Here is a 16,881-nt window from a genome sequence, read left to right as displayed (position 1 = left end):
ACGTCGCATCAGGCATCTGCGCACGACTGCCGGATGCGGTGTGAACGCCTTATCCGGCCTACGATGGCGCGAGAATTTGTAGGCCTGATAAGACGCGTTAGCGTCGCATCAGGCGTCTGCGCACGACTGCCGGATGCGGCGTGAACGCCTTATCCGGCCTACGGATGGCGCGAGAATTTGTAGGCCTGATAAGACGCGCAAGCGTCGCATCAGGCATGGTGCACGACTGCCGGATGCGGTGTGAACGCCTTATCCGGCCTACATTTCGCCTGCAGGCTGTCATTAAATGGTTCTGATTACGCGGCTGGCAATGTATCAGCCGCGATTCACCTGCACTCACAACGAGGTTCATCTTATGTCGACTCGTACCCCTTCATCATCTTCAACCCGCCTGATGCTGACCATCGGGCTTTGTTTTTTGGTCGCTCTGATGGAAGGACTGGATCTTCAGGCGGCTGGCATTGCGGCGGGTGGCATCGCCCAAGCTTTCGCACTCGATAAAATGCAAATGGGTTGGATATTCAGCGCCGGAATACTCGGTTTGCTACCCGGCGCGCTGGTTGGCGGAATGCTGGCGGACCGTTATGGTCGTAAGCGTATCTTGATTAGCTCAGTTGCGCTGTTTGGTTTGTTCTCGCTGGCAACGGCGATTGCCTGGGATTTCCCCTCACTGGTCTTTGCACGGCTGATGACCGGTGTCGGACTGGGGGCGGCGTTGCCGAATCTTATCGCCCTGACGTCTGAAGCCGCGGGTCCACGTTTTCGTGGGACGGCAGTGAGCCTGATGTATTGCGGTGTCCCCATTGGCGCGGCGCTGGCGGCGACGCTGGGTTTCGCGGGGGCAAACTTAGCCTGGCAAACGGTGTTTTGGGTCGGTGGTGTGGTGCCGTTGATTCTGGTGCCGCTATTAATGCGCTGGCTGCCGGAGTCGGCGGTTTTCGCTGGCGAAAACAGGCTGCGCCACCGCTGCGTGCGTTATTTGCGCCAGAAACGGCAACCGCGACGTTGTTGCTGTGGTTGTGTTATTTCTTCACTCTGCTGGTGGTCTACATGTTGATCAACTGGCTGCCGCTGCTTTTGGTGGAGCAAGGTTTCCAGCCGTCGCAGGCGGCAGGGGTGATGTTTGCACTGCAAATGGGGGCGGCAAGTGGGACGTTAATGTTGGGTGCATTGATGGATAAGCTGCGTCCAGTAACCATGTCGCTACTGATTTATAGCGGCATGTTAGCTTCGCTGCTGGCGCTGGGAACGGTGTCGTCATTTAACGGCATGTTGCTGGCAGGATTTGTCGCGGGGTTGTTTGCGACAGGTGGGCAAAGCGTTTTGTATGCCCTGGCACCGTTGTTTTACAGTTCGCAGATCCGCGCAACAGGTGTGGGAACAGCCGTGGCGGTAGGGCGTCTGGGGGCTATGAGCGGTCCGTTGCTGGCCGGGAAAATGCTGGCATTAGGCACTGGCACGGTTGGCGTAATGGCCGCTTCTGCACCGGGTATTCTTGTTGCTGGGTTGGCGGTGTTTATTTTGATGAGTCGAAAATCAAGAATGCAGCCGTGCGCCGATGCCTGACGCGCCTTATCAAGCAGGGGCGAAAGGGACTTGCCCTCAATACACCTACGGCGTTTACAGGTATACTCGCTAAAAATTATTCAGCGGGTTTGGAAACAAAGATGGCAAAACTTACCTTACAAGAGCAGTTGCTCAAAGCAGGATTAGTCACCAGCAAAAAAGCGGCGAAGGTCGAAAGAACGGCGAAAAAATCGCGCGTTCAGGCGCGTGAAGCTCGGGCGGCAGTAGAAGAAAATAAAAAGGCTCAGCTTGAGCGTGATAAACAGCTTAGCGAGCAACAAAAACAAGCGGCGTTGGCGAAAGAATATAAAGCCCAGGTGAAGCAGCTTATTGAAATGAACCGAATCACCATTGCCAATGGCGATATTGGTTTTAACTTCACTGACGGTAATCTGATTAAGAAAATCTTTGTCGATAAGCTCACGCAAGCGCAGTTGATTAATGGTCGTCTGGCGATTGCTCGCTTGTTGGTCGATAACAATAGCGAAGGTGAATACGCCATTATTCCCGCCAGCGTTGCCGATAAAATTGCTCAGCGTGATGCCAGTAGTATTGTGTTACATAGTGCACTCAGCGCCGAAGAGCAGAATGAAGATGATCCGTATGCCGACTTCAAAGTGCCTGATGATTTGATGTGGTAAACATAGATAAGCCGTGCGCAGATGCCTGATGCGACGCTTTGCGCGTCTTATCAGGCCTACGGTTTACGAGCGAAATGTGGGCCGGATAAGGCGTTTACGCCGCATCCGACAGTCGTGCACAGATGCCTGATGCGACGCTTTTCGCGTCTTATCAGGCCTACGGTTTATGGGCGAAATGTAGGCCGGATAAGGCGTTCACGCCGCATCCGGCAGTCGTGCGCAGATGCCTGATGCGACGCTTTGCGCGTCTTATCAGGCCTACGGTTTACGGGCGAAATGTAGGCCGGATAAGGCGTTTACGCCGCATCCGGCAGTTGTGGGCTATGCTCAACGCATATTCAATTTATTGGCGTGGTACGCAATATGCTCGCCAATAAAACTGGAGACAAAATAATAGCTGTGGTCGTAACCTTCGTGATAACGGATTAACGCCTTGATATTCATCTCCTGACAGACCTTTTCAAGATTTTGAGTCCGCAGCTGTTCCACGTAAAAATCATCACTCAACCCCTGATCAACCATTATTTCCGCAACGCGTTGACCTTGTGAAATAAGGCTCACCGGATCGTAATCCAACCAGGTTTCTTTATTTTCACCAAGATACGCGGCAAAGGCTTGCTGGCCCCACGGTACTTGCGAAGGGGAAACAATGGGCGAAAACGCCGAGACGCTGACATATTCATCTGGATTACGTAACGCCAGTACCAGCGCGCCCAGCCCGCCCATAGAATGACCTGAAATAGACTTTCTGGCCGTTGCCGGAAAATGTTGCATCACTAAATCCGGCAGCTCGTTGCGGATATAGTCATACATTTTGAAATTTTCATTCCACGGCGCTTGCGTCGCGTTCAGGTAAAACCCGGCACCTTGCCCGAGATCGTAACGGTCGGCATCAGCGACATGACTGCCTCGCGGACTGGTGTCCGGCGCAACAACAATAATGTTGTGTTCAGCCGCGTAACGCTGCATTCCCGATTTGGTAATGAAATTCTGCTCGTTGCAGGTCAGGCCCGAAAGCCAGTACAGCACCGGCAATTTTTCATTCGTGGCTTTTGGTGGGAGATAGACGCCGACATTCATTTCACATTTCAGTGATTGGGAATAATGCCGATACACATTTTGCCAGCCGCCAAAGCTGGCGTGTTTTTCAATGAGTTCCATCAGTCATTATCTCACGGTTAATTCCCCGGACGGCTGCCCGGGGACGGTATTAAGAACCTCGTCTGAACTGGACGGGGCAAACCTGCGGGAAATCAGTAACGAATTACGGTTCGAATGGATTTGCCTTCATGCATCAGGTCGAAGGCGTCATTAATTTCATCCAGGCTCATGGTATGCGTAACAAACGGTTCCAGGTCGATATCACCTTTCATCGCATCTTCAACCATACCCGGTAACTGGGAACGACCTTTCACGCCACCAAACGCAGAACCTTTCCATACGCGACCGGTGACCAACTGAAATGGGCGCGTTGAAATTTCCTGACCGGAACCTGCTACCCCGATGATTACCGACTGACCCCAGCCGCGGTGTGCGCTTTCCAGCGCCGCACGCATCACGTTGACGTTACCGATGCATTCAAAGGTATGGTCGATACCCCATTTGTTGATATCCAGCAGGACATCTTTAATCGGTTTGTCGTAGTCATTCGGATTAATGCAGTCGGTGGCACCGAAACGACGCGCCAGATCGAATTTCTTCGGGTTCGTATCAATAGCAATAATCCGTCCCGCTTTCGCCTGACGTGCACCCTGAACCACAGCCAGACCAATCGCGCCAAGACCAAACACGGCAACAGAATCACCTGGCTGGACTTTAGCGGTGTTGTGTACCGCGCCAATACCGGTGGTCACGCCACAGCCCAGCAGGCAGACGTGTTCATGGTTTGCTTCTGGATTAATTTTGGCCAGAGACACTTCCGCGACCACGGTGTATTCACTGAATGTAGAACAGCCCATGTAGTGATAAAGCGGCTGCCCGTTGTAAGAAAAACGGGTGGTGCCGTCTGGCATCAGGCCTTTGCCCTGGGTTTCGCGAACCGCGACACAGAGGTTGGTTTTGCCGGAACGACAGAACTCACACTCGCCGCACTCTGCGGTATAAAGTGGAATCACATGGTCGCCAGGTTTGACGCTGGTTACGCCTTCACCGACTTCAACCACAACGCCAGCCCCTTCGTGACCAAGAACGACCGGGAATACACCTTCCGGGTCATCGCCGGAGAGGGTAAATGCGTCGGTATGGCAAACGCCGGTATGGGTAACTTTGATCAGCACTTCACCTTTTTTCGGTGGTGCAACGTCAATTTCAACGATTTCCAGCGGTTTACCGGGAGCAAATGCAACGGCAGCACGTGATTTCATCTTTCGCTCTTCCTCAATATGGTAATAGATTCAGCTATTTAAGATAGGCTCGAACCAGTTCAATAGTGTCGTCAACGGATTGGCTGACTTCACGGCTGTAGCAGTCATTTCGGTCAAACGTTTCCCGGATATGGCTTTCAAGCACTTCTGCCATCAGCCCGTTAGCCGCGCCCCGAACGGCGGCTATCTGTTGGAGTATGGCACGGCATTCGGCATCACCCTCCAGCGACCGTTCCAGAGCATCAATCTGCCCCCGAATACGACGAACTCGAGTAAGGACCTTTTTCTTCTCTTCCGGAGTACTGGGCATTTCGCACCTCATCATCTGCACGCAATATACTATAGGGGGGTATGCTATATGTCAATGCATACCCCCTATAGTATATAACACTGGAGAATAAAATTTATCCGGTGAATGTGGGCGGAAAACGAAAAGGAAAGTGTTTGGGCGCTAATCGGCAGGGAAGGCCGCCCTGGATAGCGGGCGGCAGAAGGAATCAAAATTTCCAGGTCAGATGGGCTGCGAGTTGCAAGCCGTCATAATCATCGGTTGGGGTGTCGTACCACACTTTACCTGCCGTCAGCCCCAAATTAAGTTGCTCTGTTAAAGGCTGAATACGCTGTAAACTGACGCTCTTCATACTGCCGTGTCGTGTCTCTGGCGACCAGTCATAAGTGTAAGCTCCGGTCCCGCGAGTTAGCCAAAGCTGGGTATAACCACCGCCGCGCGTGTCGTTCAGGCGCAGGGAAATCATATTGCTGTAACTGCCGCCCGCATCGCTTGAGTCATAATGGGTATAGCGATAGCTGGTGATCACCGGGCCGGTATAAAGCGAAACGCCACCTTGCCAGGCATTAACGTCAACGTCATCGTAATATTTGGTGTAGCGATAACCGGTCGTGAACACCGTTTTTGGCAGCAGGGCCAGGTTAATATCCTGACGAAAATCCTGGCGGGCAAAGACCGGCGTATTATCTGCAAATGCAATACCCGTTCGGGTCGTCAGCCAGTTATTCCATTTATACCAGACAGCACCCTGGCCGCGTGTGGCATTGAAACTTTCAGTCTCGTAATCTCGACGTCCCTGGGAAAGATTGAAAAGCAGTGTTGCGTTTTCAACTTTTGCAACCAGTTCGGCATACGCTAAATTACGGTTACCATGATCGCCAGAATAATCGGTGAAATCGTAGCCTGCGGTAATAGATGTTAACCCGGCATAAGCGGGCAATGCGCTAAAGACTACTGCCGCTAATAACGTCCGTTTTATCATTTTAATCTCCTGTACGGATAAGTTCTTGCCGGAGTGAGTAATTTCCGGTAGGTAAATTACGTTCTACAATAACGTGTGGACCAAGCTGTGTATTCGGAGAAATAATTCGCCCCGGTAAAATAATAACCTGCACGCCAAGGCGTGAACGCTGCCCGATATAACAACCTAATTTATCGCATCCAGTAGCGATAGTACCTTCCGCGGTGCGAACCGATACTGGCTGTTCATCCAGGCGATGATTACTGGTACGCACCAGCGCGCCTAAATATGCCCCGCTTGCTACCACCGAGTCGGCAATAAAACATTGTGGGCCAATCGTTGCTTCCGCTTCAATAACCGCATTTTTTATTTCTGTGGCAAAACCAATTTTTACACCATTGCTGATTACCGTGTTGGGGCGAATAAAAGCATAATTGCCAATCAGGCAATTTGCGCCAATCACTACCGGTCCTTGAATCACTGCACCGTGGCAAATACGGGTATTGGTGCCAATAATAACTTCACCAGCACTCTCATCAATAATTACCTGGTCTGCAATCTGAATATTTTTCTCTTTAACATTAAGCTTCAGATAGCTTTTCAGTTCCTGCGACAGAAGAGTTGGAATAAGCGGTTGGCGCTTCCACCAGTGCGGAATAACGGGTGGGTTTGTCGCGCTGAGGTTCGCGTCCAGTAAAAAAGGCAATAAGTCCATAAATAATCCAGATGGCATAAGCTAATAATACATACACAACGGAAAAAGGCGCTAAAGGCACCAATAACCAGCAACGATGAAACCAGGCGCTAAAAGCACCAATAACACAAACTATGCCGACCCAGATAAGCGGAAACATTGCCAATATTACGCCATGTGGCCCGGTGGCGATGAATTCATTAAACCAGGTAGTGAGATAAATCCCAACGCCATAAAGCACAACCAGCAGCATGGGGAAAATACTGAATATGCCAAAGCGGCTAAATAAAAGTTTTTTATGTAGGCGCATACATACCGCGTAGCCTACAATCCAGCGCCGCCAGCGTCGCCATTCATCAAGCGGACTATTGCATTCCTGCGGATAAACAATGCAGCGATTCGCCTGACGAATACAGTAGCCATTAGCCACCAACGTCCAGGTGAGGTCGAGGTCTTCGACTTTGGTACGATCAGAGAAACCAAATTTACGCAGCACATCGGTGCGAAACATTCCGCAGGCTCCGCTGACAATAAACGGCGCACCACCCAATAGCTGCTGTAGCGTGCGCTTCATAACGATCATTGGCAACTTCACCGTTGCGCGGATGTGCGGCAGCAGGCCAGCGCCTTTTAACGCGGTGGAGGGAATGCCGCCTACAGCGTCAGCGCCGCGCTCAATTTCCGCCAACATATAGCCCATGCCGTTTTTATCGGGCGGGACGTAGGTATCGGCATCGCTTAAAAAAACCTGGTTGCAGGTGGCGTAGTTGAGGCCATTCATTAGCGCACCACCTTTACCGGTATTTTTTTGCGTGACGGCAACAAAGCGGTCGCCCCATTTACGTTTTACTTCTGCCATGACTGCTTCGGTATTATCAGTGGAGCCGTCGTTAACGCAAATTACCCGGCAAAAATAAGGGTTGCGTAGCAGATTTTCCAGCGACTGAGCCAGACAAGGGCCTTCGTTATAGGCAGGAATAATTGCGTCAATGCAGCCTTTTTTTTGGCTGGGCTTACGCCTTAACGTACTCAGGAACCATAGTAATATTGCTACGGCCATACATATAAAGATCCAGGTTTTCATGCAATCTGCTCAAAGAATCATTTTATGAATAACAAAGCCTTCACCCAGGTCGCTATTGACCTGTTGTCCGCGAAATTGTGCGACAGCACGCAAACGTTCTGGGCGCATATAATCACGCAGACTCTGACTTTTATGTTTTTGTAACGCGTTTAGTTTTATAGAAAAATATTTCTCTTCCACGGATTCAAAAACCTGGGGCATAAATGAAAGCCAGGTACTTGGCGTTTCGTAGCCGAGAATTTGAGGAATTGCCCGACAGGCCACCATTGACGCCTGATAAACGGCCAGATGATCCTGATGGCGGTCGGCATCATGCATGGTATAGACACGAATGATTTCAACATCAGACGGAATTTGAGACTTAATGATATTTTCCAGGGCGGTAATCATATCATTGAGATGTAAATGAGCACGGGTATCAGCAAAATTAAGATGAATAGTCTGCTGGCATCCTAATATCTTTAGGGCTTCGCGTGACTCTGCGTGGCGATCGATTATTCTATCGGTACCAGAATTGCCGGTAGTCATAACTACGGCAGCAATATAAATTCCTTTTTGCGCAAGACGAGCGAGCGATGCGCCGCAGCCTAATTCTATATCGTCAGGGTGTGCGCCAATAGCAAGAATACCTTTCTTTTTATTTTTTGAAGAAAGGAGAGCAGAATTTAAAACCTTATCCACTTAATGACACTCCATTTTAATTATTATACTGCAAGCGCAGCGATACGCGCAGAGACGTAATCTCTGGCGCAAGCAGACGTTAAAATTTATACGTAGTGAAAGTTGCTAATAACTTAGTGCCAGGATGCTATGAGGGCCTGAAAATCGACAGGGTAAAGTTTTTTTTACGTAGTTCATATGTTATGTTTTTGTGTGTTTGCTATGTATAGTTATTTTCTTTTGTGCATTGTATTTAGATGTGAATTAGTTTGTCAATTAATTGCATTTAAAAAATATGTTCAATGAACGGATATTGTTTATATACATGTTGTGAATGTAATATGCGGTGGGTGAAAAACAATACAATAGTATATTTAATGCGAATATAATAACTTTGTCATATATTTTGGTTTTAATAAAAACAAGAAGATAGTAAATCTCGTAATCTGACTTTTTATGCATCAATAAAATGCAGTACAGCAATTTCCCCGAGTTGTGGGATGATGCTAATTGCATAATTAACCTTTCCTTTGCTGTTTTTTTGCTAAGAATAAAATCATCTGTACCATAACGACTAATTCTTTTATCAAATGTCTTTGTCCGCGAATACTGCTCCCATAACAAGACAGGGGAGCAGACAATCATGGCAATTTCATCGCGTAACACACTTCTTGCCGCACTGGCATTCATCGCTTTTCAGGCGCAGGCGGTGAACGTCACCGTGGCCTATCAAACCTCCGCCGAACCGGCGAAAGTCGCACAGGCTGATAACACCTTTGCCAAAGAGAGCGGGGCGACGGTGGACTGGCGTAAGTTTGACAGCGGGGCCAGCATCGTGCGGGCCTTGGCATCGGGCGATGTGCAAATCGGTAATCTTGGTTCCAGCCCATTGGCGGTAGCTGCCAGCCAACAGGTGCCGATTGAAGTCTTCTTGCTGGCGTCAAAACTGGGCAACTCTGAGGCGTTGGTGGTAAAGAAAGCCATCAGCAAACCGGAAGACTTGATTGGTAAACGTATCGCCGTGCCGTTTATCTCCACGACACACTACAGCCTGCTGGCGGCGCTGAAACACTGGGGCATTAAACCTGGGCAAGTGGAGATAGTGAACCTGCAGCCGCCCGCGATTATCGCCGCCTGGCAACGGGGAGATATCGATGGCGCTTATGTCTGGGCGCCGGCGGTTAACGCCCTGGAAAAAGACGGCAAGGTGCTGACCGATTCTGAACAGGTCGGGCAGTGGGGGGCGCCAACGCTGGACGTCTGGGTAGTGCGGAAAGATTTTGCCGAGAAACATCCAGAGGTAGTGAAAGCGTTCGCCAAAAGCGCCATCAATGCTCAGCAACCGTATATTGCTAACCCTGACGCCTGGCTGAAACAGTCGGAAAACATCAGCAAACTGGCGCGTTTAAGCGGCGTGCCGGAAGGCGATGTGCCGGGGCTAGTGAAGGGAAACACCTATCTGACGCCGCAGCAGCAAACGGCAGAACTGACCGGACCGGTGAACAAAGCGATCATCGACACTGCCCAGTTTTTGAAAGATCAGGGCAAAGTCCCCGCCGTGGCGAATGATTACAGCCAGTACGTTACCTCTCGCTTCGTGCAATAAAAGGAGGCGCAGATGCTGCAAATCTCTCATCTTTACGCCGATTATGGCGGTAAACCAGCACTGGAAGATATCAACCTGACGCTGGAAAGCAGCGAGCTGCTGGTTGTGCTGGGACCGTCCGGCTGCGGCAAAACCACGTTGCTGAATTTAATTGCTGGTTTTGTGCCTTATCAGCACGGCAGCATTCAACTGGCGGGCAAACACATTCAGGGACCGGGAGCAGAACGCGGCGTGGTTTTTCAGAATGAAGGATTGCTACCGTGGCGCAATGTGCAGGATAACGTGGCGTTCGGTCTGCAACTGGCGGGGATGGAGAAAATGCAGCGTCTGGAAATTGCTCTCCAGATGCTGAAAAAAGTAGGTCTGGAAGGCGCAGAAAAACGCTTCATCTGGCAGCTTTCTGGAGGCCAGCGTCAGCGAGTGGGGATTGCCCGCGCGCTGGCGGCAAATCCCCAACTGTTATTACTCGACGAGCCGTTTGGCGCGCTGGACGCCTTTACCCGCGACCAGATGCAAACCTTGTTGCTGAAACTCTGGCAGGAGACGGGCAAGCAGGTGCTGTTGATTACTCACGATATAGAGGAAGCGGTGTTTATGGCGACCGAGCTGGTTCTGCTTTCGCCAGGGCCAGGGCGTGTGCTGGAGCGTCTTCCGCTCGACTTCGCTCGCCGCTTTGTTGCGGGAGAATCGAGTCGCAGCATCAAGTCCGATCCACAGTTTATTGCCATTCGCGAATATGTTTTAAGCCGCGTATTTGAGCAACGGGAGGCGTTCTCATGAGTGTGCTCATTAACGAAAAACTGCATTCGAGTCGGTTGAAATGGCGCTGGCCGCTCTCGCGGCAAGTGACCTTAAGCATTGGTACGTTAGCGGTTTTACTCACCGTATGGTGGACGGTGGCGACGCTGCAACTGATTAGCCCGCTGTTTTTGCCGCCGCCGCAACAGGTACTGGAAAAACTGCTCACCATTGCCGGACCGCAAGGCTTTATGGACGCCACGCTGTGGCAGCATCTGGCTGCCAGCCTGACGCGCATTATGCTGGCGCTATTTGCAGCGGTGTTGATCGGTATTCCGGTCGGGATCGCGATGGGACTTAGCCCTACGGTACGCGGCATTCTGGATCCGGTAATCGAGCTTTATCGTCCGGTGCCGCCGCTGGCCTATTTGCCGCTGATGGTGATCTGGTTTGGTATTGGCGAGACGTCGAAGATCTTACTGATCTATTTAGCGATTTTTGCACCGGTGGCGATGTCGGCGCTGGCGGGGGTGAAAAGCGTCCAGCAGGTTCGCATCCGTGCCGCCCAGTCGCTGGGGGCCAGCCGTATACAGGTGCTGTGGTTTGTCATTTTGCCTGGCGCGCTGCCGGAAATCCTCACCGGATTACGCATTGGTCTGGGTGTGGGTTGGTCTACGTTGGTGGCGGCGGAGCTGATTGCCGCAACGCGAGGCTTAGGTTTTATGGTCCAGTCAGCAGGTGAATTCCTCGCGACTGACGTGGTGCTGGCGGGGATCGCGGTGATTGCGATTATCGCATTTCTTTTAGAACTGGGTCTGCGTGCGTTACAACGCCGCCTGACGCCCTGGCATGGAGAAGTACAATGAGTGAACGTCTGAGCATTACCCCGCTGGGGCCGTATATTGGCGCACAAATTTCGGGTGCCGACCTGACGCGCCCGTTAAGCGATAATCAATTTGAACAGCTTTACCATGCGGTGCTGCGTCATCAGGTGGTTTTTCTGCGTGAACAGGCGATAACGCCACTGCAGCAACGTGCGCTGGCCCAGCGCTTTGGCGAACTGCATATTCATCCTGTTTATCCTCATGCCGAAGGGGTTGACGAGATCATCGTACTGGACACCCATAACGATAATCCGCCGGATAACGACAACTGGCACACCGATGTGACATTTATTGAGACGCCGCCAGCAGGGGCGATTCTCGCAGCGAAAGAGTTGCCATCGTTCGGCGGCGATACGCTCTGGACCAGCGGTATTGCTGCCTATGAGGCGCTTTCTGTTCCTTTCCGCCAGCTTTTGAGCGGGCTGCGTGCGGAGCATGATTTCCGTAAATCGTTCCCGGAATACAAGTACCGCAAAACCGAAGAGGAACATCAACGTTGGCGCGAGGCGGCCGCGAAGAATCCGCCGTTGTTACATCCAGTGGTGCGTACTCATCCGGTGAGCGGCAAACAGGCACTGTTTGTTAATGAAGGATTTACCACGCGAATTGTCGATGTCAGCGAGAAAGAGAGCGAAGCCTTGTTAGGCTTTTTGTTTGCCCATATCACCAAACCGGAGTTTCAGGTGCGTTGGCGCTGGCAACCGAATGATATTGCGATTTGGGATAACCGCGTGACTCAGCATTATGCGAATGCCGATTATTTGCCACAGCGACGGATTATGCATCGCGCAACGATTCTCGGGGATAAACCGTTTTATCGGGCGGGGTGAAGAGGAAATGCCGGGTTGGGATAACCCGGCATAATGATCATTAACGCAGAATCTTCTTCTCAGCCAGATCCAGCGCAAAGTAGCTGAAAATCAAATCCGCACCCGCACGCTTAATCGAACCTAAGCTTTCGAGCACCACTTTCTCTTCATCTATAGCACCTGCCAGCGCGGCGAATTTAATCATCGCGTACTCGCCACTCACCTGATACGCGCCAATCGGCAATTCAGTACGTTCACGCAGCTCACGCACGATGTCGAGGTACGCACCAGCTGGTTTAACCATCAGGCAGTCTGCGCCCTGGGCTTCATCCAGCAGTGACTCACGAATCGCCTCACGACGGTTCATTGGGTTCATCTGATAGCTTTTGCGATCGCCTTTTAATGCGCTTCCGGCAGCTTCACGGAACGGTCCATAAAAGGAAGAGGCGAATTTGGTCGAATACGACATAATCGCCGTATCTTTAAAGCCCGCAGCGTCCAGCGCCTGGCGAATCGCCTGTACCTGGCCGTCCATCGCGGCGGAAGGGGCGATAAAGTCTGCGCCTGCAGCAGCAGCAACCACGGCTTGCTTGCCTAAATTTTCCAGAGTCGCGTCGTTGTCGACGCCGTGATCGCACAACACGCCGCAGTGTCCGTGAGAAGTGTATTCACAGAAACAGGTGTCTGACATGACGATCATTTCTGGCACGGTCTGCTTGCAGATGCGCGACATACGCGCCACCAGACCATCTTCCCGCCAGGCATCACTGCCGGTTTCATCAGTATGGTGAGATATGCCGAAAGTCATCACTGAACGAATACCGGCGTTGGCGATGCGTTCAATTTCGCGTGCCAGATGTTTCTCTGGAATGCGCATCACGCCAGGCATGGCTTCAACGGCTTTGTAGTCGTCAATTTCTTCTTCAACAAAGATCGGCAACACCAGGTCGTTAAGGCTAAGTGTTGTCTCTTCAAACATAGCGCGCAGCGCAGGAGATTTGCGCAGGCGACGAGGGCGTTGGATTAAGTCTGTCATGGTCTGCCTGATGTTTGTGGAATTAAGGTGCACAGTATACCTGAAGCGGGGCCGGAGTGTTTTACGAAAGTTGTCGCGATGTTGATAAGAAGAGAATGAAAGAGAGGCCAGGACATCTTTGTAATAGAAATAGCAATGATTTTATATTCACTGAAAATATTTTTAATTTTTATATATAACTCTTAATTATTGTTTTTGTTGATTTGGTTGGGCTGTCAAAAATTGAATGGCTTAAAGTTCATTGTTTATTGATAAATTATTTATCTGATTTGTTGGTTTGATATTTTTAGAGGCTATGCTTCAAAATCAACCCTTTCATTAACGTGTTGAAATATTGTGTTTTTATCGATTTTTCCTTTGCGCGTGCGGATGTTTTTTATATATGTCCACATTCGGACTTAGGGGAAAGAATAATTGAACCATTCGTCTGTAACGCAGCATAATCGTTAGCGCGAAACATAATATGTTTTCTATGCATTGATAATTGATGGATCAACTTATTACGTCCCTGAGGAGGGATGACAAATGCACTCCTGGAAAAAGAAACTTGTAGTATCACAATTAGCATTGGCTTGCACTCTGGCTATCACCTCTCAGGCTAATGCAGCGACCAACGATATTTCTGGTCAAACTTACAATACTTTTCATCACTACAACGACACCACTTATGCTGATGACGTTTACTATGATGGTTATGTAGGCTGGAACAACTATGCCGCTGATAGCTATTACAACGGCGATATCTACCCGGTCATTAATAACGCTACCGTTAACGGCGTAATTTCTACCTACTATCTGGACGACGGTATTTCTACTAATACCAACGCCAATAGTCTGACAATCAAAAACAGCACTATTCACGGTATGATTTATTCCGAGTGCATGACAACTGATTGTGCTGATCGTGCGGATGATTACTACCATGACCGTCTGGCGCTGACCGTTGATAACTCAACGATCGACGACAACTACGAACACTATACATATAACGGCACCTACAATAATGCCGCTGATACTCATGTTGTAAACGTATTTAACATTGGTACGGCTATCACTCTGGATCAGGAAGTTGATCTGTCCATCTCTAATAACTCTCACGTAGCAGGTATTACGCTGACTCAGGGTTATGAGTGGGAAGATATCGACGACAACACTGTCAGCACTGGTGTAAACAGCAGCGAAGTATTTAATAATACCATCGCTGTTAAAGATTCTACCGTGACCTCTGGTTCATGGACTGATGAAGGTACTACTGGTTGGTTTGGTAATACCGGTAATGCCAGTGATTACAATGGTAATGGCTGGAATGCTGATGATATCGCATTAGCCGTTATTGCACATCCTGATGCTGATAACGCTATGCAGACCACTGCAACATTCGATAATTCCACACTGATGGGTGATGTATTCTTCTCAAGTAACTTTGATGAGAACTTCTTCCCACATGGTCGTGATAGCTATCGTGATGCTGACGGTGATGTAGATACTAACGGTTGGGATGGTACCGATCGCTTGGATCTGACCCTGAACAATGGTAGCAAGTGGGTTGGTGCAGCAATGTCTGCACATCAGGTTGGTGTTGATATTGATGGCGATGGTGTAAATGAATCTTATACCTATGATATCAATACCGAAGCCACTGCCACTCTGATCGACATCGCAGCTAACAGCCTGTGGCCTTTATCAACAGTGGGCGTGGAAAATAGCGACTCTGCATACAGCGAATTTGATCACATCATCGGTAACGAAGTTTACCAGAGCGGTCTGTTCAATGTGACCTTGAACACCGGTTCACAGTGGGATACCACCAAAACTTCTCTGATCGACACTCTGAGCATCAACAGTGGTTCAACTGTTAATGTTGCTGATTCAATGCTGATTTCTGACTCTATCTCTCTGACAGGTCTTTCTGCGCTGAACATCAACGAAGATGGTCACGTTGCAACTGATTCACTGACTATCGACAACAGTACCGTAACCATCTCTGATGAAGTTTCTGCTGGTTGGGCTGTAGGTGATGCAGCTCTGTATGCGAACAACATCAAAGTGACTAACGACGGTATTCTGGATGTAGGTAACACCGCGGCGAATGCTCTTCAGGTTGATACTCTGAACCTGACCAGCACCACTGATACCAGTGGTAACATTCACGCTGGTGTATTCAACATCGAAAGCAACCGCTTCGTACTTGATGCAGACCTGACCAACGACCGTACCAACGACACTACCAAGTCAAACTACGGTTATGGCTTAATCGCAATGAACTCTGATGGTCACCTGACTATTAACGGTAACGGCGATAACGATAACACTGCTTCTATCGAAGCTGGTCAGAACGAAGTTGATAACAATGGTGACCATGTTGCAGCTGCAACCGGTAACTACAAAGTTCGTATCGACAACGCTACTGGTGCTGGTTCTATCGCTGACTACAACGGCAACGAGCTGATCTACGTTAACGACAAAAACAGCGACGCTACCTTCTCTGCTGCTAACAAAGCTGACCTGGGTGCATACACCTACGAAGCTCGTCAGGAAGGTAACACCGTTGTTCTGCATCAGACCGAGTTGACTGACTACGCTAACATGGCGCTGAGCATCCCGTCTGCAAACACCAATATCTGGAACCTGGAACAAGACACCGTTGGTACTCGTTTGACCAACTCTCGTCATGGTCTGGCTGATAACGGCGGCGCATGGGTAAGCTACTTCGGTGGTAACTTCAACGGCAACAACGGTACCATTGACTACGATCAGGATGTTAACGGCATCATGGTCGGTGTTGATACCAAAATTGATGGTAACAATGCTAAGTGGATCGTCGGTGCGGCTGCAGGCTTCGGTAAAGGCGACATGAATGACCGTTCTGGTCAGGTGGATCAAGACAGCCAGTCTGCCTACATCTACTCTTCTGCTCGCTTCGCGAACAACATCTTTGTTGATGGTAGCTTGAGCTACTCTCACTTCAACAACGATCTGTCTGCAACCATGAGCAACGGTACTTACGTTGACGGTAGCACCAACTCTGACGCATGGGGCTTCGGTTTGAAAGCCGGTTACGACTTCAAACTGGGTGATGCTGGTTACGTAACTCCTTACGGCAGCATTTCTGGTCTGTTCCAGTCTGGTGATGACTACCAGCTGAGCAACGACATGAAAGTTGACGGTCAGTCTTACGACAGCATGCGTTATGAACTGGGTGTAGATGCAGGTTATACCTTCACGTACAGCGAAGACCAGGCTCTGACTCCGTACTTCAAACTGGCTTACGTCTACGACGACTCTAACAACGATAACGATGTGAACGGCGATTCCATCGATAACGGTACTGAAGGGTCTGCGGTACGTGTTGGTCTGGGTACTCAGTTCAGCTTCACCAAGAACTTCAGCGCCTATACCGATGCTAGCTACCTCGGTGGTGGTGACGTAGATCAAGATTGGTCCGCGAACGTGGGTGTTAAATATACCTGGTAATATTCTTCACTCTGAAGAAATACTGGTAATTTAATCTAAATAATGCCCGTCAAGGATTTGACGGGCATTACTGCAA

At 49.9% G+C, this 16,881-nt stretch carries 14 protein-coding genes and 1 pseudogene; 7 read left to right on the top strand and 8 right to left on the bottom strand.

The genetic code is table 11. The features are described 5' to 3' along the window. Positions 1-355: 355 nt before the first annotated feature. Positions 356-1,566: pseudogene (mhpT, locus tag CRI63_RS04975) on the top strand (3-(3-hydroxy-phenyl)propionate transporter MhpT). 101 nt (positions 1,567-1,667) lie between these two features. Next, complete coding sequence (locus tag CRI63_RS04970) at positions 1,668-2,207, top strand: DUF2058 domain-containing protein (RefSeq protein WP_130260330.1); 540 nt, start codon at positions 1,668-1,670, stop codon at positions 2,205-2,207. Positions 2,208-2,534: 327 nt separating this feature from the next. Here CRI63_RS04970 and fghA read toward each other — a convergent pair whose 3' ends face one another. The 7 genes from fghA to CRI63_RS04935 form a co-directional block, all read right to left on the bottom strand. Further along, positions 2,535-3,368, bottom strand: a complete 834-nt coding sequence (gene fghA, locus CRI63_RS04965) for an S-formylglutathione hydrolase (protein ID WP_135518677.1) — start codon at positions 3,366-3,368, stop codon at positions 2,535-2,537. Positions 3,369-3,460: 92 nt separating this feature from the next. Continuing rightward, positions 3,461-4,570 carry an S-(hydroxymethyl)glutathione dehydrogenase gene (gene frmA, locus CRI63_RS04960; protein WP_000842102.1) on the bottom strand — a complete coding sequence of 370 codons (1,110 nt, stop codon included), beginning with the start codon at positions 4,568-4,570 and terminating at the stop codon, positions 3,461-3,463. A gap of 34 nt (positions 4,571-4,604) precedes the next feature. Next, a complete protein-coding gene (gene frmR, locus CRI63_RS04955; RefSeq protein WP_001141271.1) occupies positions 4,605-4,880 on the bottom strand; it encodes a formaldehyde-responsive transcriptional repressor FrmR in 276 nt (91 codons plus the stop codon). A 187-nt stretch (positions 4,881-5,067) separates the two neighbouring features. Next, positions 5,068-5,841, bottom strand: a complete 774-nt coding sequence (locus CRI63_RS04950; RefSeq protein ID WP_135404441.1) for a YaiO family outer membrane beta-barrel protein — start codon at positions 5,839-5,841, stop codon at positions 5,068-5,070. Position 5,842: 1 nt separating this feature from the next. Next, positions 5,843-6,436 (bottom strand): acetyltransferase, encoded by a 594-nt coding sequence (locus CRI63_RS04945; RefSeq protein WP_240731065.1) that lies wholly within the window; start codon positions 6,434-6,436, stop codon positions 5,843-5,845. After that, on the bottom strand, positions 6,402-7,598 hold the full coding sequence (locus CRI63_RS04940) for a glycosyltransferase family 2 protein (protein ID WP_135518675.1): 1,197 nt from the start codon (positions 7,596-7,598) through the stop codon (positions 6,402-6,404). Before CRI63_RS04940 ends, CRI63_RS04945 begins: the two co-directional genes overlap by 35 nt. Positions 7,599-7,607: 9 nt before the next feature. Further along, a complete protein-coding gene (locus tag CRI63_RS04935; RefSeq protein ID WP_135489731.1) occupies positions 7,608-8,279 on the bottom strand; it encodes a PIG-L deacetylase family protein in 672 nt (223 codons plus the stop codon). 622 nt (positions 8,280-8,901) lie between these two features. Between CRI63_RS04935 and tauA the strand changes: the two genes are divergently transcribed. The 4 genes from tauA to tauD are packed head-to-tail and all read left to right on the top strand — an operon-like array spanning position 8,902 to position 12,316. Beyond that, a complete protein-coding gene (gene tauA / locus CRI63_RS04930; protein WP_135489729.1) occupies positions 8,902-9,864 on the top strand; it encodes a taurine ABC transporter substrate-binding protein in 963 nt (320 codons plus the stop codon). 12 nt (positions 9,865-9,876) lie between these two features. Next, positions 9,877-10,644: a taurine ABC transporter ATP-binding subunit gene (gene tauB / locus CRI63_RS04925; protein ID WP_130215378.1), complete on the top strand. Its 768-nt coding sequence runs from the start codon at positions 9,877-9,879 to the stop codon at positions 10,642-10,644. Next, positions 10,641-11,468 (top strand): taurine ABC transporter permease TauC, encoded by an 828-nt coding sequence (gene tauC, locus CRI63_RS04920; RefSeq protein ID WP_130258524.1) that lies wholly within the window; start codon positions 10,641-10,643, stop codon positions 11,466-11,468. The genes tauB and tauC overlap by 4 nt, the downstream gene beginning before the upstream one ends. Further along, complete coding sequence (gene tauD / locus CRI63_RS04915) at positions 11,465-12,316, top strand: taurine dioxygenase (protein ID WP_135384917.1); 852 nt, start codon at positions 11,465-11,467, stop codon at positions 12,314-12,316. The genes tauC and tauD overlap by 4 nt, the downstream gene beginning before the upstream one ends. Positions 12,317-12,356: 40 nt before the next feature. Here tauD and hemB read toward each other — a convergent pair whose 3' ends face one another. After that, positions 12,357-13,331 (bottom strand): porphobilinogen synthase, encoded by a 975-nt coding sequence (gene hemB / locus CRI63_RS04910; protein WP_130223277.1) that lies wholly within the window; start codon positions 13,329-13,331, stop codon positions 12,357-12,359. A 525-nt stretch (positions 13,332-13,856) separates the two neighbouring features. Between hemB and ehaB the strand changes: the two genes are divergently transcribed. Beyond that, the gene (ehaB, locus tag CRI63_RS04905) at positions 13,857-16,805 is read left to right on the top strand and encodes an autotransporter adhesin EhaB (RefSeq protein ID WP_135489725.1); all 2,949 of its coding nucleotides are present in this window, start codon (positions 13,857-13,859) and stop codon (positions 16,803-16,805) included. Positions 16,806-16,881: the final 76 nt, after the last annotated feature.

The sequence above is a fragment of the Escherichia sp. E2661 genome, assembly GCF_004745185.1.
In the GTDB taxonomy this organism is placed as follows: Bacteria; Pseudomonadota; Gammaproteobacteria; order Enterobacterales; family Enterobacteriaceae; genus Escherichia.
This window is presented reverse-complemented; position numbering and strand designations above follow the sequence as displayed.